The 26,977-nt window shown below is 43.6% G+C and carries 20 protein-coding genes; 11 read left to right on the forward strand and 9 right to left on the reverse strand.

Annotated features, from left to right (window positions below; translation table 11 throughout):
* Position 1: 1 nt before the first annotated feature.
* On the reverse strand, positions 2-1,423 hold the full coding sequence (locus O9X84_RS15480) for an E22 family MetX-like putative esterase (RefSeq protein WP_269520594.1): 1,422 nt from the start codon (positions 1,421-1,423) through the stop codon (positions 2-4).
* An 18-nt stretch (positions 1,424-1,441) separates the two neighbouring features.
* Positions 1,442-2,737, reverse strand: a complete 1,296-nt coding sequence (locus O9X84_RS15485; RefSeq protein WP_269520595.1) for a GntP family permease — start codon at positions 2,735-2,737, stop codon at positions 1,442-1,444.
* Positions 2,738-3,003: 266 nt separating this feature from the next.
* Here O9X84_RS15485 and O9X84_RS15490 point away from each other — a divergent pair, with 266 nt between their 5' ends.
* Positions 3,004-5,400, forward strand: a complete 2,397-nt coding sequence (locus O9X84_RS15490; RefSeq protein ID WP_269520596.1) for a TonB-dependent receptor — start codon at positions 3,004-3,006, stop codon at positions 5,398-5,400.
* 317 nt (positions 5,401-5,717) lie between these two features.
* Complete coding sequence (locus O9X84_RS15495) at positions 5,718-6,368, forward strand: response regulator transcription factor (RefSeq protein WP_269520597.1); 651 nt, start codon at positions 5,718-5,720, stop codon at positions 6,366-6,368.
* 31 nt (positions 6,369-6,399) lie between these two features.
* Here O9X84_RS15495 and O9X84_RS15500 read toward each other — a convergent pair whose 3' ends face one another.
* The 3 genes from O9X84_RS15500 to O9X84_RS15510 form a co-directional block, all read right to left on the reverse strand.
* The gene (locus tag O9X84_RS15500) at positions 6,400-7,068 is read right to left on the reverse strand and encodes a glutathione S-transferase family protein (RefSeq protein ID WP_269520598.1); all 669 of its coding nucleotides are present in this window, start codon (positions 7,066-7,068) and stop codon (positions 6,400-6,402) included.
* Positions 7,069-7,178: 110 nt separating this feature from the next.
* The gene (locus tag O9X84_RS15505; protein WP_269520599.1) at positions 7,179-8,786 is read right to left on the reverse strand and encodes a hypothetical protein; all 1,608 of its coding nucleotides are present in this window, start codon (positions 8,784-8,786) and stop codon (positions 7,179-7,181) included.
* A 150-nt stretch (positions 8,787-8,936) separates the two neighbouring features.
* The gene (locus O9X84_RS15510; protein WP_269520600.1) at positions 8,937-9,629 is read right to left on the reverse strand and encodes a hypothetical protein; all 693 of its coding nucleotides are present in this window, start codon (positions 9,627-9,629) and stop codon (positions 8,937-8,939) included.
* Between the two features lie 56 nt (positions 9,630-9,685).
* Between O9X84_RS15510 and O9X84_RS15515 the strand changes: the two genes are divergently transcribed.
* From O9X84_RS15515 to O9X84_RS15530, 4 genes are all read left to right on the forward strand, one after another.
* On the forward strand, positions 9,686-9,868 hold the full coding sequence (locus tag O9X84_RS15515; RefSeq protein ID WP_269520601.1) for a hypothetical protein: 183 nt from the start codon (positions 9,686-9,688) through the stop codon (positions 9,866-9,868).
* Positions 9,869-10,015: 147 nt separating this feature from the next.
* Entirely contained in the window at positions 10,016-10,768 is a 753-nt protein-coding gene (locus tag O9X84_RS15520; protein ID WP_269520602.1) for a hypothetical protein, read from the forward strand.
* Positions 10,769-10,954: 186 nt separating this feature from the next.
* Entirely contained in the window at positions 10,955-11,275 is a 321-nt protein-coding gene (locus O9X84_RS15525; protein ID WP_269520603.1) for a hypothetical protein, read from the forward strand.
* 133 nt (positions 11,276-11,408) lie between these two features.
* Positions 11,409-11,774, forward strand: a complete 366-nt coding sequence (locus tag O9X84_RS15530) for a response regulator (protein WP_442864548.1) — start codon at positions 11,409-11,411, stop codon at positions 11,772-11,774.
* Between the two features lie 32 nt (positions 11,775-11,806).
* Here the strand turns inward: O9X84_RS15530 and O9X84_RS15535 are convergent, their stop codons facing one another.
* A complete protein-coding gene (locus tag O9X84_RS15535) occupies positions 11,807-15,424 on the reverse strand; it encodes a PAS domain-containing hybrid sensor histidine kinase/response regulator (protein ID WP_269520605.1) in 3,618 nt (1,205 codons plus the stop codon).
* Between the two features lie 500 nt (positions 15,425-15,924).
* Here O9X84_RS15535 and grpE point away from each other — a divergent pair, with 500 nt between their 5' ends.
* From grpE to O9X84_RS15560, 5 genes are all read left to right on the forward strand, one after another.
* Complete coding sequence (grpE, locus tag O9X84_RS15540; RefSeq protein WP_269520606.1) at positions 15,925-16,554, forward strand: nucleotide exchange factor GrpE; 630 nt, start codon at positions 15,925-15,927, stop codon at positions 16,552-16,554.
* A 126-nt stretch (positions 16,555-16,680) separates the two neighbouring features.
* Complete coding sequence (gene dnaK, locus O9X84_RS15545; RefSeq protein WP_269520607.1) at positions 16,681-18,609, forward strand: molecular chaperone DnaK; 1,929 nt, start codon at positions 16,681-16,683, stop codon at positions 18,607-18,609.
* Between the two features lie 192 nt (positions 18,610-18,801).
* Positions 18,802-19,935: a molecular chaperone DnaJ gene (gene dnaJ, locus O9X84_RS15550; RefSeq protein WP_269520608.1), complete on the forward strand. Its 1,134-nt coding sequence runs from the start codon at positions 18,802-18,804 to the stop codon at positions 19,933-19,935.
* Positions 19,936-20,409: 474 nt separating this feature from the next.
* Positions 20,410-20,808: a DUF3718 domain-containing protein gene (locus O9X84_RS15555; RefSeq protein ID WP_269520609.1), complete on the forward strand. Its 399-nt coding sequence runs from the start codon at positions 20,410-20,412 to the stop codon at positions 20,806-20,808.
* A gap of 395 nt (positions 20,809-21,203) precedes the next feature.
* Positions 21,204-21,701, forward strand: coding sequence for a c-type cytochrome (locus O9X84_RS15560; protein WP_269520610.1), 498 nt, complete (start codon positions 21,204-21,206; stop codon positions 21,699-21,701).
* Between the two features lie 48 nt (positions 21,702-21,749).
* On the opposite strand, the gene O9X84_RS15565 is transcribed toward O9X84_RS15560, so the two are convergent.
* The 3 genes from O9X84_RS15565 to O9X84_RS15575 form a co-directional block, all read right to left on the reverse strand.
* A complete protein-coding gene (locus O9X84_RS15565; RefSeq protein WP_269520611.1) occupies positions 21,750-22,361 on the reverse strand; it encodes a calcium-binding protein in 612 nt (203 codons plus the stop codon).
* Between the two features lie 208 nt (positions 22,362-22,569).
* On the reverse strand, positions 22,570-23,244 hold the full coding sequence (locus O9X84_RS15570) for a chemotaxis protein CheB (protein WP_269520612.1): 675 nt from the start codon (positions 23,242-23,244) through the stop codon (positions 22,570-22,572).
* 1 nt (position 23,245) lies between these two features.
* Positions 23,246-26,908 (reverse strand): CheR family methyltransferase, encoded by a 3,663-nt coding sequence (locus O9X84_RS15575; protein WP_269520613.1) that lies wholly within the window; start codon positions 26,906-26,908, stop codon positions 23,246-23,248.
* Between the last annotated feature and the right edge of the window lie 69 nt (positions 26,909-26,977).

A 26,977-nucleotide genomic window follows, 5' to 3' on the forward strand; every position in this document is an offset into this window, starting at 1 on the left:
TTTACTCATTTTCCAAAAACTGGCGAATAGCGGTTGCCTGTTTTGATATATTTGCCACGCCCTCTAGGTGTCCAAGTGACCCTTGAAGTTCGGTATATTCGCTGCTATTTCCCTGCTGCTTAAGCGTTTGATGTGCATGTTGAGCTAAATAGGGCATCAGTAATAAATCAGAATCGGCAGGCAGAAACAGCGTCTTAGCCTTAATGGTATCCAGGCCCTTATCTAGGTTGTCTTTATGTCCTGCGACAAAAAGCTGGCACGCTCTTACTAGATACAGCAGGTGATTAGCGTCCATCTTTTTACCGCGGGCGGCCGCCCGCGCTTTTAACCACTTTGTTATGGAATGTTGTTCGTTAATACTGGACAGGGGAGCTTGCTCTATGTTTTTAAAGCCTAGCATATTACCTTGAGCGTTAAAAAATTCAGGGGTGAGGGCATTTTGCGTTATCAGCATCAGCGATGCCGTTAGTCCGTCCGTTGGCCCTTCGTTTGGTGAGTAATTACCCTTGTTCCATTTTCTATCGACTCTAATAGGCGTAGCCCAATGCTCAAGAGCCGTTGTCGTCCACGCGTCGCTCTCCCCCGCGCCTATTACCGATAGCATTCTAGGTACCCAACTTGGATAGGCACTTGCCCAATCAATGGCCTGCATGGCGCCCATTGAAGGCCCTACCACCGCATGAAGTTTTGAGATGCCCAAGCTTTCTAATAAGGCTTTTTGCACATTAACAAAGTCGCGAATAGTCACTACCGGAAAGTCTAATCCGTAGGGTTTTCCTGTGGATGGGTTTATGGTGGCGGGCCCGGTGGTGACCACCTTTTCATCATAAGCGTTCAAATTCACCAAGGTGTCTGCACTTATAACGAAAAAGCGTTTGGTATCAATGGCCTTGCCTGGGCCAATAATACTATCCCAGTACCCTGCATTTTCGTCGGTAGCGCTGTATTTACCCGCCGCATGGGAAGTGCCAGAAAAGTAATGGGTAATTAGAATCACATTGTCTTTTTGTGCATTAAGCTTTCCGTAGGCTTCCCAGCCTATCTTTACATCGTTAATGGTTTTGCCACCAAAGGTAGTAAACTTGTCCATGTGAAAGGTGTGCTTATTAACCAACAAGGTAGGTTGCTGTTGCTTATCGCTATTCACTTCGTCGTTAGCCTGCACAGCGGTGGTTGCCAGTGCAGACAGTAAAAGCAGCGCCTCTATAGACCTTATTATAAGGCTGATTGTTAGCCTAGTTGCTGGCTCTCTTGTTAGCTTAGCTGCCAGCACAACTAACACGCCGGTGCCTTGGCTGCCGCCAGTTCTTCTGCCAGACCTTCCGCCAAACAAGATTTCAGCTTTATCAGTTCGAAAAAGTGAAGTTTTCCTTGTAGTACACGTATTCGCTAGCACTAGAAAGTCGTGAAAACGCTGATTCATAGTAAAATCTCCCTTTTTTTACAATATGCTAAACAGGCCGATAGCCAGCGCTAGCCCCATTACCGGCACAACAACAGTCAGTGCTCCCACTGCCCAATAAGCTGCTTGGTGGGTTTCATGGCAGATTGCGCGAATTGTTGTGACGACATACCCGTTATGAGGTAATGAGTCGAGGGCGCCCGATGAAATAGAAACAATTCGGTGTAACTGCTCTGGCTCTACACCTTGGTCCATATAGTGCGGGCCCACTAAGGGAAGGGCAATGGCTTGGCCGCCCGATGCACTACCCGTTAACCCGGCTATTACGCTGACTGCAATGGCAGCACCAATCAGCTCATTGCCAGGTATTTGTGTCATTAGGGCCACCGTTTGTTGAAAGGCGTCGGTATTTTTTGCAATCGAGCCAAAGCCCACAACCGCTGCGGTATTGCCAATGGCAATCAGCGCCCCAGTGGTGCCAGCATTTATAGCAACAGGCAAACTTTGAAAGTATTTAAAGTTTATGGCTAGCAAACAAAGCACGCCGCCGCCCAAGGCTAGAATTAACGCTAACTGAGCCAATTCTTCGTGAAATAAAAACGAAATGGCAAGCACAACGAGCAGGGGCACAATGCCGGTAAATGGATGTGGCAGATTTCTTTCTCTTATTTCAGGGTCGCTTTCCCTTGCCTCAAACACTTCACCCTGATTAACGGCTTTTCGAATCATTTTAGCGAGCCACCAATATCCGAACACCGCCATCAAAATAGCGACAATTAAACTGACTTCCCATGCAGCAAAAGGCGATGTACCCAAGTATTTAATTGGGATCCAGTTTTGAATTTCTGGTGAACCCGCCGACGTCATCGTAAACGTTACCGAGCCAAAGGCCATGGCGGCAGGAATGAATCGTCTAGGTAAATTGGCATCTTTAAATAAGCTTACCGCCATGGGATAAACCGAAAATGCCACCACAAATACGCTCACGCCGCCGTAGGTAAGTATGGCGCAGGCCATGACTACCGCTAAGACAGCTTGCTTATAGCCAATTTTAGAAATTATCCATTGTGATACCGAATCTGCCGCGCCGGTGTCTTCCATAAATTTGCCAAATAACGCCCCCAGCAAAAACATGAAAAACCACGACGCAATAAACCCTGAGAAACCGCTCATGTAGGTTTCTACAAAGTTTACATCGCCGGTAAATACCGCAATATTATTGGTTAGTGCCACAATAAGCGCACATAAGGGGGCAGCGATAAACAGGTTCATTCCACGTATTGTTAACACAATAAGTAGCAATAGCCCGCCTACCAAGCCAATCATACTTAACATAGTTGTTTTCCTTTAAAAATCTGTGACCGCAGATATTCCAAAGCAGTTAAGTCGATTGTAGATCTACTAACCGACTTGCTTTCGCGCAAGCTTATTGTCAATAAATCTAACGTATTCAAATTACACGTAAAGTTTGACGCTACTTTTGCAAAAATCCCATAGTACGATGGTACTACATACCGTTAACAATTAATTAACTAAAGTATTTCGTGACCGTAGCAAATTATCCAGCAGTGAATAACACTTAGAACAATAAAGGACTCACTATGTCACTAACAACACACACAAAGCGTCATGGCTGCACCCCAGTTTCTCATTACAAAGCTTCTCATCACAAAGTCTCTCATCACAACGCTTCTTGTCACAAAGTTGCTCGCCACAGTTTGTGCGCCATTGCGGTAGCCGCAAGTTTATGTGCATCTCCTGTTTGGGCACAACAGAGCAATAGCCAAGCAGCCAATACAGAACAAGCTGAAAATGAAAAAGGTAAATTAGAGCGTATTGAAGTGACCGCGCGTCGCACCCTTGAGTCGCTGCAAGAAACGCCTGTTGCCATAACGTCGGTAGGCTCTGTTGAGCTTGGTGAAAAAGGCATTAGCGTACTTACTGAATTACAACAATTTTCGCCCAACACAACGTTGCAAACCAGCCGCGGGACTAATAATACATTAACCGCGTTTATTCGTGGTTTGGGGCAACAAGACCCTTTATGGGGCTATGAACCTGGTGTTGGTATTTATGTCGACGATGTGTATATTGCGCGACCACAGGGCGCAGTGCTCGATTTATTAAACGTTCAGCGCATTGAGGTATTACGTGGGCCCCAGGGGACACTTTACGGCAAAAACACCATTGGTGGTGCGGTTAAGTACGTAACTAAAGAAATGACTGGCGACACGCAAATGAACATTGAAGGCACGGTGGGCAGCTATAGCCAGCGCGACCTTAAGGTTACCGGTCAAATTCCACTGGTTGAAGATACGGTTTACTTAGGTGTGGGTTATGCCAACTTAAACCGAGATGGCTTTGGCGAGTATTTGCTAAGCGCATTACCTAACCAAGATAAAGAAAATTATAATAAAGACTTATGGGCTGCAAGAGTCTCTCTAGAGGTACATGCTAGCGAAGATTTATTCTTCCGTTTTGGCTGGGATAAAACAGAAGATACGTCTAATGCCCGCGGTGGTTATCGATTGATACCGAGCTTGTTAACCGATGCACCGGTACCCGATTCAAAATTTGACTCTTATACCAGCTTGCCAACATCTAACCGAGTTGAATTAGAGGGTTACAGCTGGCTGGCCCGCTACAACGTGAGCGACAAATTAGAGCTTAAATACATCGGCTCTCATCGCGAAAGTTATTCTCCTACGAACATCGACTTTGATAATACGCCTCTGCCTATTTTTGATGTACCGGCAGAGTATGACGACAGCAACACTACCCATGAATTACAGGCAAACTACTTTGGCGATAATTTTGGCGTGGTGTCGGGACTCTATTTTTACGATGGTGATAGCTGTGGTAATTTCGATGCCATCTTAGGCGTACTAGGGCAGTCTTTAGGCGCACCGGGTTTAACCCGTGAGGTGACCGGCTGCAACAACTCAGAAAGTTATGCCGCTTATGCACAGCTCAATTACGACATTACCGAGCAACTCTCTTTATCTCTTGGTGCGCGTTATACCGACGAAGAAAAGTCTGCGTTTGTCAATAACGGCCTTATTTTTGACAACGTCTATCCGTCTACAGATTGGATTGATGGTTATGTGCGCCCAGAAGGTCAGCTTGTTCCTCGCGTGTTGGGCACCGATACAGACGGAGAGGGTGTCCTAGATGCACCTGCTGTGCAAAGTTGGTCACGTTTTACACCTCGTGTAGGGCTAGAGTATCAATTCGACCCAAGCATGATGTTTTTCGCCAGCTATTCTCAAGGTTTCAAGTCGGGCACCTTTAACCCTCGTGCAACAATAAATGAACCTGGCGTAAATCCCGAAGTGGTAGACAGTTTTGAGCTGGGTATGAAGAGCGACTTAAGTGATACCTTGCGATTGAACGTCACGCTCTTTTCCTACGATCATAGCGACAGACAGTATATTGGTGTAGAAGGGGATTTATCCGACCCTACAGCGCTGGATCAACGCTTAAGAAACGCGGCAGAAACAGCTGCAACAGGTGCCGAGTTAGAGATGACTTGGATTGCCTCAGAAAACCTTCAGTTTGATGTGGCCTATGGATACATCGACTTTGAAATTAAAGAGAATAATGCGATCCCACCACTAATTGGTTCAGCAAGTACGCCAGAAAACACCTTTAATTTAAACGCTAACTATTTCTTAGAAACCAGTTTTGGTGATATTACATTTAACGCAAACTACTACTACAGAAGTGACTATTTACTGTTCGAAGCCAGCGATCTTATTGAACAAGATGCGTATGGCATGGTTAACCTGAGTGCTCGTTGGGAAAGCATAGAAGGCGATTGGTACGCAGGTCTTCACGTGAAAAACCTCACCGACGAAGAGTACCTCACTGGCGGATATGACTTTGTCACCCGCGACGAAGATGGCAACTTTGGACCTGGGCTAGGAGGCGATACAACCTTGATTGGCTATTATGGCGACCCAAGAACCGTTCATCTAACGCTTGGCTACCGTTTCTAATAAAACAAAGCTGTAAGCTTTAAGAGCCCGCTTTTTAAAGCGGGCTTTTCTATTAGCACTTTCTATAGATTTTTCTTAATTTAAGGTTTACGAAATCTTTTGTCCTAAGGAAATCTTCAGTTAGGCAAGAGAAGGTGAAAGTAGGTAAGAGAAAGAAGCCCAATGTCGTGTTAGTATTCTGTTTACACTAAAATAACAAGTTGACAGCCAAAAATACGAAAACCAGATGGTAGAAGTGAATGGCAGAAATCAACGGCAGAAATAAATAGTTGAAACGGACGACAGATAAAAATGCTAGATACAAATGGTAGCGACGAATGAATAGCCCAGTACCGGTAAAATTGCTTATTGCTGATGATCACCCGCTATTTCGTGCTGCAATGTGCCATGCGCTACAAAACAGCGACGGCGCAGTGCTACTTGAAGCGTCTACGTTTCCAGAGACAAAAGCGTTATTGGCTCAAGATACCAGCATCGACATCGTATTTTTAGATTTGGGAATGCCAGGCAGTGAGGGTTTGAATGGATTGTCTGAGATTAGAGCTGAGTATCCAGATGTGCTTGTAGTTATTGTAACAGCGCAAGATGCGCCAGGTATTGTGCAGCGAGCACTCGCGTTGGGCGCAAGTGGATTTATTCCTAAATCAGCGTCTGTGGATTGTATTATTGACGCGGTAGATACGGTATTAGACGGCGAAACCTGGTTACCAGAGCATATCAGTGCCACTACGGATGCTAGCAGTGCCTTGGATGACTTCAGCACGCGATTGAGCCTGCTCACGCCTCATCAATTGAAAGTGCTTAAAATGGTCGCTGATGGTTTGCTTAACAAGCAAATTGCTTACGAGTTAGCGATTTCAGAGTCAACGGTAAAGCAGCATGTTTCGGCAGTGCTAAAGAAGCTAGGGGTTATCAATAGAACCAAGGCTGGCATAGCATTTAAAAATGCTATGCGAACCGATGGATAATGTTGGCCAACATGTACCAATTGGCACCCGTTTATTTACTGCCAAGGGCCTTTTTTAAATAGGCGCTAAACGCTGGCGCAGCGGCGCGTTTATCTGTTTCAATTTGTTGTACTTCCGGCATTTCTTTTAACCTGGTCATGAGTGCTTTGCTGCCAGGAGCATGTTCATATAAGTCTACATCAAAAAGCTTTTTAGCCACCGGAGCTGCAAGGTCCATGGAATAAAGCAGCATAATGTCGGCCGCAGTTAACGTGTCACCTGCAATATAAGGAGAGAATTCAGCGGCGCGGGCAAGCGCTTGAGCACCGTTAAACAATGCGCGCTTCACTTCTTTTTTGGTGATTTCATCAACGGGTACGCCCCAAAACGCCTCTGTGTGACAGCGCCTTGCAGGTAATTCAATGTATAACTCGATGAGCTTAACTAACTCTTTCACCTTGGCCTTTGCGAAGGGCTCGGTTGGATAAAGTGGCGCTTGAGGCGAGATTTCATCAAGATACTCAAGGATGACATTGGTTTCTACCAGTATGCCTTGATCTGTTTGCAATGCGGGCACTTTACCCGTTGGACTGATTGCTAAATATTCTGGCGTTTGATTTGGATACGTCATGACGGCTTCATAATCTATCCCTTTTAGCGCCATCGCCAGTTTAATCATGTTGTAGTAATTACTAACATCAAATCCGTACAATTTAAGCATAGTGAACCTTTAACACAGTTATAAATACATTTATGTAATATAAGATTGCTTTATAAGAAAGAGTGCAACACATCTGTAGTGATAGTTGAGTATAACGATGGCAGCTAGTCCTAAAACATCTCTACCTCTAGTTCATCGAGTACCATTGCACCTCTTTCGTTTTCGGCAAAATAGAGTTCATATTTCAGATTATCGACATAGATTTCCCAATAATCGCCAAGTGCAAAAATGTTTTCTTCACCGAATAACGCTGTCACATCTTCCTCGTTCATACCAGCGCGCAGAGGTCCGAAGGTCCATTTGCCCTTAGGTGGCACATTTTTAAAAAACGAGTCTCTTACTATTATTTTTCTCAGTGTTTTGTTGGAATACACCATAGCCAGGCTTCTGTCATAGATATGCAGTGTCTTGTCTTGATAACCACGCGCTGCAAGTACGGGAGCAAAGGAAAATTGGTCTATAGTAATGGGCTCTAGCGTTTGAGATGCTTCGGTGAGGTCGCTGTGTATTTTTTCGTAGATACTCGGCTTCGAATTCGTTATTTCAGGAGCTATTTCAGAATCAGCTGTAGGATCATTGCCATCAAGGTACCCATAAGCAAAGTCTTTTGCGACGTAACGCTTGTCTCCATTAGCTATCTCAAGGGTTAATCCGATATCAATAAAAACGCCATTCTTTGCTGCTAGTCGAGAGGTATATTCTTCTTTTAGATTGCCATCGAGTTTGGCGTCAAAGGATTTTACATCGTCCCCTCTGCCAATGGAGCCGTTCACTTGCCATGCAAGAAATGGCCTGTCATCAAACTCGAAATAATTAATCAAACCAGCAGAGAGCCACGTGTTATGACTCTGTATGCTTTTTACTTTGTTGTTTCGCACCACAATCCATAGGTTTCGCCCATAGACATATAAGGTGTCAGTGTCATTGAGAATTAACTCGGCGGTAGGAGTGCCTAATGTTTCAAGCAGCATAGATAAATCATCTTCTACCTTTACCCCAAATACGCCGTTATCGTAGGAAATTACTTGGTTTTTAAGCTCAGGGTTTTGTACCTCCTTCTTTCCGCCTATTGCATAGTCGGCAAAATCAAAGGTCATGTCTCGTCCCTTGACGACGGTACTGTACTCGTAGGACATACTTACCTTGGTAGTACCAAGCAAACGATTTCTCTTTACGCCAATTTTTGCTAACGCCTTGGAGTTACAGCTGCTTATTAGCGCGGCACTCACAATAGTAGTGTCTAGAGCAGTTGTTTTTGAATTAGTAGTGTCGGAAGCAGTAGAGTCGGAATCAGCAGTGTCGAGCTTTGCAGCGGATGTTTTTTCAAAAGAGCGGGTTTTGCTGGAAGCCTCTTCATTCCCATCGCTATTATCAGAGAGCTGTTCGCTGGATACGAGTACAATTTGATTGGCACCAAGCTCTTTTGCATCAAGAAGTGCAGCTTGCTTTAATAAGGATAATGCATCGGTGTTGCCATCTGACTGGGTATGTTTGCCCGAGACGCTTGAGGAGTTCGAGCCTTTTTGTGAATCGTTATCACTATGTGATAGCCGTGAGGCGGCATCCTGTAATGTAATTTCTTTCAATACTTCATAATTACAGTCCGGGTAGCTGTTAATAATTGGGATAGCCTCTGACTGCGCTTCGCCAAAAGCATTAGATGAATATATTGATGCTACATAAAGTGCACTTATTGAAAGTTGTAATATCGTTTTCATACGCCTCATTCCTTATCGGCTCGTTTTTATTATTGTTATCGTTATTCTTACCGCCACTATCCTAGGTACTACGCGTTTCAAACGCTTTCAAATATTCTCAAATTTTAACCCTAGACCATTAATATACCGTAATACTATCGCGTGGATGCTTTACGGCTGAAAGTAAGCATTTATTTTATTCTCTAATTGCTTAAGGCGCTTTTTATAGTCACTTCGATAGTCGTCGTCAGACAATACCCGAGTTAAATCATTTTCCACATTGAGAATACGTTTTCGCAGCGCATAAAACAGTTCGCCTTCAGCGCCTCGCATAAAGACTTCGATATTTTTCAGGTCCTTAAGACAGCAATCATCAAGTGAGGTATTGAATTTTTTGCCCATGTACTCGATCATCGAGTTACTTTCTAACGATGCGCCGCTTACAGGTGCTAGCGGCATATCGTGTACGCTACTTTGAAAATTAAGGGTCTTTTCAAGTGCTGCACGCAATAACGATAAAGATGACGTGGCGGCTTGTTTTTCAAACTGTTTTAACCTCAATTCAAGTGCTAGTGCATCAGGGGTGGTGATACCGACAATCTTTGCATCAATGAAAACAGACTTTGCACTATCGAGCTTTTCTTTTGCATAAATGAGCGTATTAACGTCAGATAAAAATTCGCCTGTCAGTTTTTCATCTAGTAGTACTCTTGTTTCCTCAATACGTTCCGCATGGAGCGTCACTGCTGCGTTATATCGCCTTTCAGATTCACTTAATTCATTGGTGTCATTGCACCCAACTATCAAGGTTGTTAGCAATACAAAGAGTATCAAGTTCATTGAAGCGGAGAAAAACAGTCGCAACGGCAAATCCTTTTTAAAATGTGATGCTGTCTCTAGAGTAATCGGTACGTATATCAGTGTCGATAGTATTAGATTTAGCAGCAACAACAAATAAAGCGCCTGTGGATGGACTAGTTGACAGGCGAGGTAGTCGTTATCTTGAAGGCTTTCAATTTAGCTTAGACGCAGCTGCCTTGGCTGGAGTCTACTCTAGCTTGCGGGCGCAGGTGGCGAGTAGAGTGGATAAAGTCGATAAGTAGTAAGGCTTGGGAAGCCAATCGAGGGCAAATCAATTGAAGGTAAACTCATTAAGGGTAAACCAATTCAGTACTATTATAGTGTGAGAATTAAACCACACTGGCTATAAATACGTAAAACACAACACTCAATAATATGAAGTGTGTGCCGTGTTATCAAATATTATTAAGCGCTTATCAAGTGGGTTGAATAAACAGTCCCTTGCTTCTCAGCAAAACAAAAAACATATCAAAAATCACAAAAACGATGCCGTTTCTATCTGGCAAGATACCGGCCAAGTGTATTACTTAGAAAATACGCTGAAGCTGACTTACACCTCTAATAGCGGTGTAATGACATTAGAAAAGCTTTCTCTCAATGAATTACCCGACGTTATAAAGGCGTTAGACGCCATGCCCGCGGGCTCCCCACTTGCCAGAGCCACCGTCGCACAGCAAGATGACGCTTATGTAGTGAGTGTGTGTGGTGTTACATGGCAAAAAAGCCATGACAGCGTTCGTATTAAAGCGCTGCCAGAAGCGGCAATGCTGCGCAGCAAAACACATTGCTTTACCAAATCTCAGGCGGTATTCAAGCATGCGTTTTTACTCGAACATGACGACCTACTCACGCCGTCTATTGGAGGCAAGAAAGAGGGAGTGTATACCTACAATCGAATATCTATAGAAGATTTTACCCAGCAGTTGGCAAGAGCGAACGAGCGCATTGCTCCACCTATGCGTAAATCAATACCCGTACACAATGATAATTTTAAAACGGCGTTCACTGAGCATGAGCAAACAGTTATCGATGTGGTGCTTGGTCATAATGTTGAACAAAACCGCACTGAACAAAACATTAGTGATGAAAACTTCATTGGTGAAAGCGATACCGGTCGCAGCGATAAACAAATAAACAGATAAACGACGACGGTGTTAATGGAAAAAACAGCACCGACCATATTCACACTAAAAGTAGCTGCCCCCAAAGCTGCAGAATAGAAGACAGTGCTAAGGATAAGTAGCTGCGCAATTCTTAGCCTAATTGATTATGTAAATGTTATGGATTTAGCCTAATATCTACCCTCTTAAACTCGGCCTAGGATTCAGATGAGTTTGCACAAGTCAGCGGCAACAGTTAAAGGCGTACATCAGGAGCCACTAAAACCTGTTGCAATGGCTTTTTTCTTTTTATATCTAGTGCTTTCCTTTAGTCATTTACTGTTACTTACCGAAAAATTTAAATGGGTGCTTGTCACATCCGCATCCATAACCGCTGTCATTAGCTTCACTCTTATGCTGACAGCACAAAATATATCAAGTGCATGGCAGCGTTTATGGCTTGTTTCAATATTATTGCTTGGCACAACGAATAGCCTTTTACATTTATGGTTCTCTCAATCATCTGAGCAAACAACCAATCTTTTTTAGTTATTCTTGCCAGCGGAATTGTTCTCTCGAACAGGCTGCACTGGGTGTTATTGATACTGCTAAATTGGGCGGGGTGGTTAGTCATTAATTTAGTCGTCGAGATGTCAATGATGATGCATTTTTTAAATTACATGTGTTATTAGCTGAAGATAACTCAATAAATCAACAGGTTATGTTGGGGATTTTAAATAGCTTGGAAGTGAGTGTAGATGTCGCTAATGATGGAGCTGAAGCGATAGAGCGTTTGTCGAAGCCGAACGCGAAACATTACGACCTAGTTTTAATGGATTGCCAAATGCCAAATTTAGACGGTTATGAGGCAACTCGTCGTATTCGCGACGGGGATGCGGGTGATGATAATATAAAGCTTCCTATAATAGCGCTAACAGCCCACGCCATGGACAGCGAAAAACAAAAATGCATCGATGCTGGCATGAATGAATACCTCACTAAACCAGTAGACGTAGCATCACTAAAAGCCATACTGGCACTGTACTAAATACTTTAGCGGTAGGGGAGTCATTACCGACTTTAGCTAAACGTCTGCTTTAACAATCGCTTGAGGGCACTTGGTTTTACAGGTTTTGGTAAATAGGCAAGATCCATCTCTCCAGCCAACTCCCTTATTTCAGGGCTGCGGTTCGCGGTGATTAATATACGCAGCACGGGTGTGTCAGACTTAAGTGGCTTTGATGATTTAGATAATGGTGTCGATTCAGCTAGCATGACATCCATTGACTGCAAAATGTCTGTTCCGGTTTCGCCAAAATTTAGATGATAGTCGGCGATAACAACGTCAGGCTTTTGATAGTAAGCATCAATGGCGTCTTTTTTACCTGTTGCTACAATTACTTCGGCCCCCCAATCACTGAGTAACGCCTGCATGGCCACCGCCACTTGCTCGTCGTTTTCAATAAGTAAAATTCGTGTATTCACTAAAAAGAGCGAGTGTTTATCCTCTTTAGGCGTTCTAGATTGCGCATCGTTAGGTATCCCCGCCGTTGTAATATTTGGCTCTTCATCGTTAAATGATAATATTCCTTGCCTATCTACTTTGCGTTTATTATGGGATGTGTACGCGCATTTAGGCACATTTATAGCGAAGCAGCTGCCTTTATGTAAGGCCGATTTCAGCGATACAGAATGGCCTAGTAACTTACATATCCTATCAACAATGGTTAATCCTAACCCAATGCCTTGAGAGCTATTGGGGTTTTCTAGCTGGTTGAATTCACCAAAAATCTCCTCCTGCTGATGGGGTTCAATGCCTGGCCCTGTGTCGTATACGCAAACATTCAGTGCAGCTTTATTGTTACTTTTACATTTCCTTACACCCACTAAAACACTGCCGTCTTGTGTATATCGTATGGCGTTGGACAGTAAGTTTTGAATTACTCTTCTAAACAAGTGCTTATCGGTGTGTGTGTAACACTTTGTTTTCACGTATTTTAAAGAAATGCCTCGCTGTGAAGCAATGAGACTAAACTCTGCCACTAATGATGAAAGCACGTCGTCTATTGCAAACGTTGCTTTGTCTGGTTTGAGAACGCCAGTGTCTAATTTCGTCATATCTAGCAACATGGAAAGAAGTGTTTGTGCGTTGTTCAGTGAGTTCACTACCCCTTCAGACAAGTCAGATAATTCACTATTTTTTGTTTTTTTCTCTAGCATTGATGCAAAGAGTGTAGCGGCGTTAAAGGGCTGCATGAGATCGTGTCCCGCGGCCGCTAAAAACTTAGTTTTACTCTCATTTGCCGCGTCGGCCTGCTGCTTGGCAAGTTGTAGCTCCTTCGTGCGGCGCATTACCCTCTGCTCAAGTTTAGACTTTGACTCTTTAAGCTCATCTTGAATGGCGATGTATTCGGTAATATCGCTGTAAGTCGTTACATAGCCGCCTCCGGGAAGGGGGGCGCCGTTAAGTTCTATAACTCTACCATCGTGTTGTTTTCGTATATATTTATGGCGGCTTCCTTCTCGCATAAAGTGAATGCGTTTTTCAATTTCTTTGTCAATATGATTATGTAGTGCAGCCCCATCAGTATTGTCAGTCTCTCTATCAGAATTGACAGCTGTAGCTGAATCTTTTGTGGTTAAAGTTCTGGTTTTACTTGCGTCAGTTTTTAGCTCGTGCTTTCCAAAGAGCCCCCGTTTTGCATTGAAGCTCAGAATGTCATGAATCGACATACCAACTTTCAAAAAGCCTCGTGGGTAGCGAAATAGCTCAACATACCGCTCATTCCAAGCGAGCAACTGTAGTTTTTCATCAAGTACACTTATTCCCTGCTCGATGTTTTGCACTGATGATTGCAGCACCTCGTGATTAAACTGAAAAGACTGGGAAGCTTCTTCCACCCAGTCTACAAGTTCAGGAAGTGAATCTGTGTTTTTATCGGCAATAGCGCCTAATAGTATACGAGCGCTTGGTCCGCCAACTTGCGCTGCAAGAAGTTGCTCTACTCGTTGCAATAAGGTGTGATTGGCAAGCCCGTTAGCGCTAGCGTCAGAGACGTCGATGGAGAGTTGATTAATTAAGGTGTCATGGCTCTTTTTGTCTAACACCCTAGAGGTTAATGACATGATGTCACCAACGCGAATCTTTAAATAGGGCGTAGACAGTGATGTTTCTATGCTGTTACTCAACTCACCGGCATGATTATTAATCAAGCCTAGCTTGCTCACTAGTGAAACCAGAATATACACGGCGGCGTTGGTAATAAGTGAAATAATAAAACCAATGCCTAACTGAGCATCGGTGGGTGGTGGATTAAAATAATAGCTAGACATGACGCTAGGGTAGAGCAGAAGTGCAGACCAACAAAGAAACCCTGAAAATAAACCAGCTAGAGCGGCAGCCTTGGTACTTTTCTTCCAATAAAGGCCAAACATCAGCACGGGAAAGCACTGTCCCAACAACGCGATGGCGATCACGCCGCTTTTTACCAGCGGTGCAGCTTGGCTGACATTGAGGTGGTACCAAAGCGCCACCGATAGCACCACTAACACGGTAAGCCTGCGAATAACGAGTACTTTATTCGTCTCAAGCGTATGGTTTGGCTCGGTTCTTAATCTCGCTTTTATCCACAAGGGCGTAACGAGATTGTTGGCAATCATAATGCCTAGGGCTAGCGTGGCCACAATTACCATGCTGGTGGTTGCAGACAACCCTCCTAAAAACGCAATGATTGAGAACAGCGTGTTTTCGGCAAAAAGAGGAAGCGCCAACACATAGGTATCTGAGCTTACGCTTTCGGGAAGCAGCATTTTGCCAGCCAGGGCCAAAGGAATAAGAAAAACGGTCATGCCCAATAAATAGATGGGGAAAAACCAGCGAGCGGTTCGCAGTTCCCCTTCGCCGTTTAGCTCGACAAAATTCATATGAAATTGACGCGGCAGTACAAACATGGAGCAAACCCCAAGCATTACGTGAGTAACATAAACAAGGGGAGCGCTGTCGGAATAGATCACTTCTCGCGCTTGTTTATTTATAGACGCCTTTGAAATAAGGTCGAGCACACCGTCGAACATAAAATAGCAAACAAAAATACCAATACACCACAGCGCCACAAGCTTAAACACCGACTCAAATGCAATAGTCATTAATAGGCCGGGGTGCTTGTCGGTTAAGTTAAGGGTTCGCGTTCCAAAAATGATGGCGAAAATAGCCATTAGTAAAGCCACATACATACTAACGCTTTGGCTGGCCTCGGCGGTATTGGGCGTGATCAGAGTAATACTTTTTGTAATGGCATCGAGCTGCAAAGCGATGTACGGAATAACCCCCACAAAGCACAGTACGCTAACAAAAGCCGCCACAAGGTGAGAGTGCTTATACCTCAAGCCAATAAGATCGGCGAGGGAAGTGATATTGTGTTGCTGACATAACCGACTGATGTGCAAAATCACGGGAAATGCAAATATCATGGTTGCAATAATACCCATATAAGTAGGTACAATAGCCCATCCGTATTCAGCAGCTTGGGACGTGGTGCCAAAAAACGCCCACGACGTGCAGTGAACGCCTAAGCCTAGACTGTATAATATAGGGTGCTGACGATTGTCTTTAAGGTACCTTTCGCCCCAGAAGCCAATAGCAAACAAAATAAAAAGATAAACGGCAACAATACTGCCTACAGACCAAATGCTAAGCATTCACCCACCTCATAAAAATCACAGATTTACGTTAACACGATTTTCACAATAGTGAGCAGTATTCACGCTGATAATTAGGGCGTGTTGATTTTTGTTGTACGAATTTTGGGCTAAATGAAAGCATTTTAATCGCGAAACAGTCCTGTAGACCTAGTGGGCTAAGTCAAAGGGCTGTGCCAAAGAGTAAAATGCTTTCATAACGCCCCCTTCGGGCAGCGCCTGTGAGCTGTTTACACTGCGTTGAATGGTTTCGATTTAGCCTGCTAGACCTTCAACTATTCGCCTTGTCTAAACAGTTCACAGACCGCTGCAAAACTGTACAGCAAAGATCAACACGTCCTCGTTTCGAAAAAAAATTAAATTCAAACCACAAAAATTGTGTGGTTACCCTTGATCGCTTACAAACTAGCCCCATAAATAAGCGCAACACAGATAATCCCTTTGTTTAGTATTGCTAGCAGATGGGTGTTGCCCAATTTATACAATGTTTGGAGGTAGGCATGAGCGACAATCGCGACGTGCACGCAGATAAAGAAAATGCAGTTGATGAAACTGTACAGGCTACTGAAGAAGTAGAAGTTGAAGGTCAGGAAGTAGAAGGTTCTGGCGCCCTTCACGATGAAGCTTCACAGCGCATTTACGAGTTAGAAACTGCTTTATCTGAAGCTCAAGCAACGATTAAAGAGCAACAAGACGGCGTTCTTCGCGCTCGTGCTGATGCCGACAATGCTCGTCGTCGCGCTGAAGGTGAAGTTGAAAAGGCCCGCAAATTCGCACTAGAGCGTTTTGCTGGCGAACTTTTGCCTGTTGTTGACAACTTAGAGCGCGCTATCGAACTTTCGGATAGCGACAATGAAGCTGTGAAGCCGCTGCTCGAAGGTGTGGAAATGACTCACAAATCTTTTATGAGCACTATTGAGAAATTTGGATTAACCCTTATTGATCCGCAGGGCGAAACCTTTAACCCTGATTTGCATCAGGCAATGTCGATGCAAGAAAGTGCAGACCACGCGCCGAACACAGTAATGGCAGTGATGCAGAAAGGATATCAAATAAACGGCCGTTTGCTTCGCCCTGCCATGGTAATGGTATCGCGCGCACCAAGCGGTGGTGTTGATACGCAGGCGTAAGTTGTCAAGACGACGCACAGCGAAAAAAGACACAAAATAGTCAGTTTTTTTACTGACAAGTATTGAAAATAGCGGGAATAACCCCACTAATTTTACAGAATTAAGAAACTTTTCGGAGACACGAAAATGGGTAGAATCATAGGTATCGATTTAGGTACAACAAATTCATGTGTCGCAGTTCTAGACGGCGACAAACCACGCGTACTTGAAAACGCGGAAGGCGATCGTACAACGCCATCAATCATTGCATACACCAATGACGGCGAAACGCTTGTCGGTCAATCAGCGAAGCGTCAGGCAGTAACTAACCCTGAAAATACCGTATTCGCTATCAAGCGTTTGATTGGTCGCCGCTTTAAAGATAATGAAGTACAGCGCGACATCGACATCATGCCTTATAAAATTGTAGAGGCTGATAACGGTGACGCATGGGTAGAAGCGAAAGGCGAGAAAATGGCGCCTCCTCAGATCTCTGCTGAAGTACTTAAGAAAATGAAAAAGACCGCTGAAGACTATCTTGGCGAAGAAGTGACAGGCGCGGTTATCACTGTACCTGCATACTTTAACGATTCTCAGCGTCAAGCAACTAAAGATGCGGGTCGTATTGCTGGTCTTGAAGTTAAGCGTATTATCAACGAGCCAACTGCTGCTGCTCTTGCCTACGGCATGGACAAAAAGCAAGGCGATAACATCGTTGCAGTATACGACTTAGGTGGTGGTACGTTCGATATCTCTATCATCGAAATTGATGAAGTAGACGGCGAGCACACATTTGAAGTACTCGCTACAAACGGTGACACCCACCTTGGTGGTGAAGATTTCGATAACCGTGTTATCAACTATCTTGTTGACGAGTTCAAGAAAGATCAAGGCATCGACCTTCGCAAAGATCCGCTTGCTATGCAGCGTCTTAAAGAAGCCGGTGAGAAAGCGAAAATCGAACTTTCATCTTCACAACAAACAGAGGTTAACCTGCCTTACATCACTGCTGATGGTTCAGGTCCTAAGCATTTAGCGATTAAACTAACTCGCTCTAAGCTAGAATCTCTTGTTGAAGAGTTAGTTAAAAACTCGCTTGGCCCACTTAAGCAGGCTATCGAAGATTCTGGTCTATCAGTAGGCGAGATTAACGATATCATCTTGGTTGGTGGTCAAACTCGTATGCCTCTAGTTCAGAAGTATGTAACTGAATTCTTCGGCAAAGAGCCACGCAAAGACGTTAACCCTGATGAAGCTGTTGCAGTAGGTGCGGCAATTCAAGGTGGTGTGCTTTCTGGTGATGTTAAAGACGTATTGCTTCTAGACGTTACTCCACTGTCTCTTGGTATTGAAACCATGGGCGGCGTAATGACGGCGCTAATCGAGAAGAACACGACTATTCCAACGAAGAAGTCTCAAACCTTCTCTACAGCAGAAGACAATCAGTCTGCGGTAACAGTACACGTACTACAGGGTGAGCGTAAGCAATCAAGCGGCAATAAGTCTCTTGGTCAGTTCAACCTGGAAGGTATTCGTCCTGCGTCTCGCGGTGTACCGCAAATCGAAGTTACCTTCGACCTAGATGCCGACGGTATCCTACACGTATCAGCAAAAGATAAAGATACGGGTAAAGAGCAGAAGATCACGATTAAAGCGTCTTCAGGTCTAAGTGACGATGAAGTAGAAAAAATGGTAGCCGATGCTGAAGCGAACAAAGAAGCTGATAAGAAGTTCGAAGAACTTATTCAGGCTCGCAACCAAGCTGACGGCATGATCCACGCGACTCGTAAGCAAATGGAAGAAGTTGGCGATGCATTAAGTGCAGAAGACAAAGCGCCAATTGAAGAAGCATTAAGTGCGCTAGAAACAGCGAGCAAAGGCGAAGACAAAGCTGAAATCGAAGCGAAAACGCAGGAACTTATCCAAGCGTCTAGCAAGTTGATGGAAGCAGCGCAAGCGCAGCAAGGTGCAGCAGCTGGTGCACAAGAAGGCGCTGAGCCAGAAGCTTCTGCAAAAGGCGACGACGATGTTGTTGACGCTGAATTTGAAGAAGTAAAAGACGAAGATAAAAAGTAAGCTGTATTGATTAGCCCGGTGCGCCGGGCTGTTTAGCAGTTCAGGCGCATCAGGATTTTCTTGCTGCGCCTTTGTTGTGTAAATGACTTGTCGTTAGCGTATGAGCAGTGCAGGTGATTTTCACAACAGTTAGATGTAGATTTGACAGGCGATTTATATGCTTGTCGACAATAAGTAGGGTAAGTAAACGATATGTCGAAACGTGACTACTACGAAGTGCTTGGAGTAGATAAAAGTGCTGGCGAACGCGAAATTAAAAAAGCGTACAAAAAGCTAGCGATGAAATATCACCCAGACCGTACTGAGGGTGATAAAGCACTTGAAGTTAAGTTTAAGGAAATTCAAGAAGCTTACGAGATTCTGTCAGATTCACAGAAACGTGCTGCTTACGATCAGTATGGTCACGCAGGCGTCGATCCTAATCGCGGTGGCGGTGGCTACGGCGGTGGTGCAGATTTCGGCGACATCTTTGGTGATGTGTTCGGTGATATTTTTGGTGGCGGCGGTCGTGGTGGTCGTCAATCTCGCGCTCGTCAAGGTTCAGACCTTCGATACAATCTTGAGCTTTCGCTAGAAGAAGCCGTTCGCGGTAAGAGCGTTGATATTCGTGTTCCTGCTTTAGCAGAATGTGAAGTTTGTGATGGCTCTGGAGCTAAAAATGGTTCTTCGCCAAAAACATGCCCAACGTGTCACGGCAACGGTCAAGTGCAAATGCGTCAAGGGTTCTTCGCGGTTCAACAAACCTGTCCTACCTGTTCTGGTAAAGGCAAAATTATTGAAGATCCATGTAACAGCTGTCACGGGCATGGTCGCAAAGAAAAGACAAAAACGCTTAATGTTAAGATTCCAGCAGGCGTTGATACGGGTGACCGAATTCGCCTGTCAGGCGAAGGTGAAGCCGGCGAAAACGGTGCACCAGCGGGCGACTTGTATGTTCAAGTACATATTCGAGAGCACAAAATCTTTGAGCGTGACGGCAATAATCTGTATTGCGAAGTACCGCTTAGCTTTACCACCGCAGCACTAGGCGGCGAGTTGGAAGTGCCAACACTTGATGGCAAAGTAAAGCTTAAAATAAGCGCTGAAACACAAACTGGCCGCATGTTCAGGCTGCGTGGCAAAGGTGTTAAGTCGGTGCGAACAGGTGCGATTGGCGATTTAATGTGTAAGGTCGTGGTAGAAACACCAGTAAACCTTTCATCTAAGCAGAAAGAGCTATTGCGCGAACTTGAAGAGTCTATGGGTAAAGCGTCAAGCAAGCATAGCCCTAAAGCACAAGGCTTCTTTGATGGCGTTAAAAAGTTTTTCGACGATTTAACTAATTAAATTAGTCAGCTTTTTAGGTGTTAAATTACTGCGTAATGCCGGTGAGGTTACACACCTCATTATGTTTGATGGCTTAATGAAATAGCCAAAAAATAGCACGGAAGAACAACTTAAAAAGATAGCAATTAAATGCCAGTTAGCTGTGCTAACTGGCATTTTTTTTATCTGTAGCCACTGTCTATCTAGGTCAATTGGGCCTAATCAACTCTTCAATTCATACTTTTTGTCCTTATTTCCCTATATTCAATAAATCTGTTTCTATTGCGTCGATTATAATTAAGTTTTTGAAATTGATAGACAATTTCCACATTTAAAACTGGGTGGTAATTTCTGGATTCAACTAAAGTATAGGTTTGAATACGTATATATAGCCCAACATGTTTTTGTTTTTGTGAAGGTGGCGTTTAATACAACTCAAGCAACGACGAGTGAGTTGCAACCAACATTAATCAATCAGAAACAGGAACTTTAACCATGTTGAAAATAGTTAAAACCTCTATCATTATCGCAGCATCTACTCTTGCTTTCTCTAACGCAGCACAAGCAGACGGTATCAGTGATGCACTTGCTAATATCTGTACTATTGTACAGGCTGACGACAAAGGCGAGCTTCGTAAGAAAATGCGTAGCGTTCAGTCAGACTACCGTTTAAAACTTCGCGATTATTACGCAGGTATCTCATGTGACGGTCAAAGTCTTATTCGCACAGCAGTAACCAGCAATGCGGTTGAAGTGGGCACCTTACTCGTTAAGAAAATGCCTAGTAAAGACCTTCAGGCACCAGAAGCAGACGGCAAAACACTACAAGCGTGGATTGCTGAGCAAGGTTTACAAGACTCACCAATTTCTGCTGAGCTTAACGGAAGAATTTAATCTTCAACCATACTGAATTTATCACACCACGCTATTAAGCGGTGTGATTACCATTTCAACATGGTAGCGGCATTGCGCCGCACTAGAGGCCCCTTTAATGGGGCCTTGCCTTTTTTTACTTGCCATCATTTTTCTAACTCCTCACCGCTGTAATTTCTTGTGTTTCCTAACTCTCAAATTTGCGGGGGTACTTTGTGTGTCCCTAACATGCGCTTGGCATGTTCCTAGATTGTTTCGCCTGATTTTTATCAATTATCACTTGCGCTTTGAACGGCTCTTCGTCACGATGAAAAGTGCGTGCTGGAAACAGCGGGGCAACAGGCCTTATAAAAATCACCACTGATACCGCAGTGTATAGAAAGCAAATCTCATAGTGTTAAAAAAAGGGAACAGGCATGAAACATATAAATAAAGCAGTAATCGCAGCCACAGCTTGCATGGCATTTTCAAGTGTTGCGTTTTCTAGTAACGCATTAGCCGCAGAAGTAAAGCCAGCAATGTCGGCAAAGCATGCAAAAGCGGCAACGCAATATCGCCAATCAATTTTTCAACTTGTGAAAAGCAATATGGGGCCATTAGGCGGAATGGCCAAAGGGGCACTGCCATTTGATGAATCAGTGATTGAAACTAACGCGGTACGGTTAGAACAGCTTGCTAACATGATGGGCGATTATCTGTCGGTAGATACAAGAGAATACAACATGGACACTGGCGCTAAAGACACCATTTGGGAAAACTTCTCAGATGTTGAAACTAAAATAGCTGCATTTAAAAGTGCTGCCCAAGGCCTGCAGACAGCAGTAGATGCTGGCGATGAAAGTGCTTATAGGAATGCGATTGGGAAAATTGGCGCAAGCTGTAAGTCATGTCACGATGACTATAAAAAAGAGTAAAAAAACGCGCCGTAAAGGCGCGTTTTTTTGTTACTGAGCACGATTTTGCTATTCGTCTGATTTACTATCAGTATTACGCTGCAACGTTGAATACTCAACACGAGAGATTAATTCATCACCGTTTTCATCAATGTTGTCAAAGTCTTCCGTGACTCCGCTTCGCGAAGCCTCTGCTTTAGTTAACTTACCATCATTATTGACGTCCATCATATCGAATTCGCTTTTTGCGATAGCAACAGCATCTGTTTCGACGTCAATCTTAGGTTCAAACTCGTCGTCTTTAATCTCAGTTTGCGCGTTTTCCTGAAGTTCGTAGGTTAACCTTTCATCTTTAGTTGAAACTGAAGGCGTGTCGTGAATATCGCTCATGTTGTGTTTCATTGTTTCAACCGACGCAACTAAGTCGCGGTCAAAATGCTGGGGTTGGTTGATAACGTGACTGTTGAACTCTTCTAACGAAATTTTCTTGTCAGAGTTAACATCGATTTTTGAGAAATGTGCAAAAATCTTGTTGCCCTTTGCTTCTTGTTGAGGAATGTAGCTGTTATCGTTGTTATCAAGCTCGGCAAATGCAGTTTCAATTTTTTCAACACTTTCGACCGCCAATGCATTTGCTGAAATTACGGTACCAATTAATGATGCTAATGCTAATTTTTTCATATCAGATTCCTTGATGTTTAATCTCTGTACAACCTTCAACAGAGATGTTGATTCAAGTTTACCAATTCATTTCGCGTACCAGTTTTATATAATCTTTTTTATCAGCAGGTTAAAAGTTTTTTGAGAATGCTATTTCGTCAGTATGTGACTTAACTATAGGGCTAAGTGCAAGAATTACCCAGTTTACTCACGTCGTTAGTGTTTCGTTTTATTGAAGTTCGTCCTTTAGTGACGTTGCAATTTTTGCGGATTCTTCAAAGATATCTTTTTGGTTATCAAAATGATTGTGGTGAACAAACTCACACATTAACTTTGGAATATCGGCAAGGGGTAAGACGTGAGATGGATGGTCGTTCATCAGTGCCATAAGAGGTAAATGAGGTTCGTATGCATCACTAGGCGATTGAGCCACGGTGATGCCTCCTTGATGACTTGTTTCTATCATACCCTGTATTCCATCATCTAACTTGCCCGTTAACAATATAGCGATCGCACGGTCCTTGTATTCACGAGCGCCGGATTTGAAAAGAAAATTGATTGACGGTCGCCAGAGTTCATCATCTGGTAAATCGGAGTAAAAAACTTGGTTATCGTCAATCCCAATGTTTAAATTTTCAGGGGGAAGGTAAATGCAACCGGAACGAACCACTTCTCCATCCTCTGCAATTTTAACTGGCAAGTTCGACTTCGACTGCAGCACTGCTAGCATTCCAGGCGAATTAACCTCACTGTCTCGTAATCGATGAAGTAGGAAAAATACGGGGCAGGGAAAGTCATCGGGCAACGCAGACGCTAAGGCGATAAAAGCTTTCACGCCTCCGGCGGAAGCTCCAATAAAGAAAACCGGATTGATAGCAGGGTATCGCGGAAATACGAAAGCCACATTATTTTCCTAGGTACTTTTTCAATAACTTAAATAGAGAACTGATCTCCACAGGTTTGGGTAAAAATTCGATCATCCCAGCCCCGCGACACCGTTTAATAATATCGTTATGAACATGAGCAGACACAGCAACAACTTTCGACGCTTCATGTTTACCTGTGGATTGCATTAATTTGAACCGTTCATAAAATTCAAATCCATCCATACCGTCCATTTGAAGATCTAACAGAATAACGGAGTAGCTAGACCCTTTAAGCGCTTCTAGCGCGCGCTCACCATTTTCAGCTACGTCGTATGCGACGCCAAACTCGTCTAAATAGGATGAAATGATAAAAACATTCGTCTCATTATCTTCAACAACGAGGACTTTTTCTTCGTCGTGAATGTCTAGTTTGTACGTTTCATTGTGTTTCGATTGTAGAGGCTCTTTAATGTATTGGGGTGTCCGAAGTGGCAGCGTTATTTTAAACGATGAACCTTCACCTTCTTCACTTTCAACTTCAATGGTACCGCCGAATAAGCTAACTAACTCTCTGATTATCGCTAATCCGAGTCCAGAGCCACCAAACCTTCGCGCTATACTGGCATTTGCTTGAGTAAACTTATCAAAGATCAAGTTCACACTTTCTTTAGACATACCGATACCGGTGTCAACCACCTCTATCACTAAGTAATAGATGGTTTGCTTCCACTCTCCATGTGCCTTAACTTTTATTGTGCCTGAGTCAGTAAATTTAATGGAGTTTGACAGAAGGTTAGTCACTATCTGCTGAATACGCAAAGGATCTCCAATGAATTGCTCAGGCAATTCGTGACTTAATACCGTTGAAATAGTAATTCCGTCGCTCTTTTTATCAACAGAATAAAGCTCAATCAAATCTCGGATAATATCTTGAATTGAAAATTCAGTGTATTCAAGGGTCAGCTGCCCCGTTTCAAGCTTTGCGAAATCAAGTAAATCATTCAACAGGGCTTTTAACTTGCCTGTCGCATTATTCAGTATAGCAAGCAGGCGCTCTTGCTTACTCTCGTCAGATACATTCAAGCGAAATACTTCATTCACACCTACGATTGCGTTAAGCGGAGTCCGTATCTCATGACTCACATTTGCCAAAAACTCTGTTTTTGCCTGACTAGCTTGGTGTGCTAAAAGCCGCTTCTCTTCAAGTTCTTTTTGCTGAAGCATTATTGTGGTGATATCAATAAAGCTCAAAATAGCACCTTCAACTTGATTGTTCGTACTCACAAATGGCATAACGTGAACATCGTAGTGGCTATCGTCAGTTACCACTTGAATAACCTCTTCTTTTTCTTTATTTATGACTTCATAGGTGAGTTCAATGATGTCATTCGATTTGAAGGCCCTCTGTAATCGAGAACTAAAATTACTCAAATCTTCTTGTAAGGAGAAAAATGTTTTTGCGGCTATGTTTGCTTGAACAGCATTAAACTTAGTGTCGACGTAAATTAAAGGGAATTGTAGCGAATTTTTCAGGTTGACCAACTGATTTGACATGCGCTCAATGGCCGTCGTTTTTTCATTGAGTTGGTCATTCATCGTGACTAACTCTTCATTGGTTGACTGTAATTCTTCGTTGGTGGTTTCCAACTCTTCATTTGAAGACTGTAATTCTTCATTGGAAGACTGAAGCTCTTCGTTCATTGATTGAAGTTCTTCGTTAGAAGTCTCAAGCTCTTCAATAACAGTTTGTATGTGCTCCCTGGCCATTGAAAGCTCGTCTTCTAACTCTTTTACGCGATGCGAGTTTTCGTCTGCTAACGTTTGTACATCATGCTCCTCAATTTTCTTTAACCGGTTGAAGCAAACCAGTAAGAACGATTCGGATGTCTCCTCAACTGCGATAGGATAAACGGACATTTTAACTTGGTATGGCGTGCCTTCCATAGAGAGACGGCGAGGCTGTCCCTCAGAAAGTGCTTTCGTTTTTAGGGCTTTGTAAATAAGCGGGCGAATTTCATGCTTAAAGACTTCAATGATAATTTCGCTCAAATTGAGAGAAGGCTTTCCTTTTGAGAACTTTATGTAAGTCGAGCTTTTACCATAGCTATGTTCAATGTCTAAATTGTCATTGACCATAATACAGGCGTCGCCCAGTTGCTCTATAAGCGTTTCTGGTAATTTGGGAGCAGACGAATCATGCACCGCCGAGCGGCTCTCAGTAAGTGCACCTCCCACCGTTTTGTTACTTAAATAAAAGCGCTGAGGATTGAACGATGTCACGCTTCGCTTCTGAAAAATACGCTCCTGAGAGTGAATAGTTCTAAATATATCAGTAACTTGTGATGTGCTTTCTGATTTCCCTAAAAACATATAGCCGCGTTCTCGCAACGAATAATGAAATATGCGATACACTTTTTTCTGCAGCTCTTGCTCAAAGTAAATAAGTAAATTGCGGCAGGTGATTAGGTCTACGCGTAAAAAAGGCGGATCATCTGCAATATTGTGATTAGAAAATAATATGACTCGCTTGAGTTCATCAATGATTTCATAACCGTTATTTTTTCTTTTAAAGTATTTCTCTCTGTAAGCGGGCGGCACGTCTGCCATAGACGCTTCGCTATAAACTCCTCGTCGTGCGATGGCAAGTGCATTTGCATCTACATCGGTTGAGAAAATTTGATGATCGCCAGCTGCCAACTGGTCTAACCCTCCCACAGCCTCGGCCAGCATAATTGCCAAGCTATACGCCTCTTCGCCCGTCGCACAGCCGACCACCCATAATCGCAGCGGTTCGCCCTCAGATTTTTGAGCAACAATGTCGTCAAGAATAGGTGATAATTGTTTGAATGTGTTCGGATCTCGGAAGAAGTTAGTGACAGATATTAAAATGTCTTTGTAGAGAAGTTCGACTTCAGTCGGTTCGCGACGTAACAGGTCCACATAAGAATTAAAATTACTGAGCCGCCTTGCGAGCATTCGTCGTTCGATACGTCGCTGAAGTGTTGCTTTTTTATATTGCTTAAACGATACACCACATTGTTTTCGAACAATATTAATAAGCTCTGCAAACCTATCTTTTGCTTCCACCGCATCGAGCCTAGCTCGCAACGCTTTTGGTAATTGAGTGCTTAAATCGCTTAGGTGTTTACCTATTTCTCCCGGTTCCAATATAAAATCAACACAATCGGTATCAATGGATGCATTTGGCATTCCGTCGTAAGATGCCGACTCTGGTTGTTGTGCGTAAGTGCAACCACCGGACGCGCGAATCACTTTAACACCATGAGCACCATCGGACCCGGTTCCAGATAGTACTACGCCAATACTTCGCTCACCTTTTTGCTCTGCCAGCGATTTGAATAACGTGTTTACAGAAGGTTTGGCCAGGGCTTTTGGGCCAGGCGCAGAAAGATGAATGGTATTATTTACAATGAAGACATCATAGTTAGGAGGTGTAATATAAACCACATTGGGTTGGGCTTCGATGCCGTCTACGATGGTTTGTACATCAAGAGATGTCACACGCTGAATTAATTCTGTGAGTTTGCTATCGTGCTTTGGGGATAAATGTAATGCAATGATATAAACCATGTTCGCGTCACGGGGCAATAGTTTACACAGTGATTGAATTGCATCAAGGCCGCCCGCAGACGCCCCCACACCCACCCAGAATAAAGACTGTTCAGTCTCTGGCGTTTCCATCTATTTGTCTCAGTAAATTCAGCTATCTATGGGAGTATAGTAACGTGGGGAATTGATGAAAGCTATTGA

The sequence above is a fragment of the Alteromonas sp. BMJM2 genome (assembly GCF_027257845.1).
Lineage (GTDB): Bacteria > Pseudomonadota > Gammaproteobacteria > Enterobacterales > Alteromonadaceae > Alteromonas.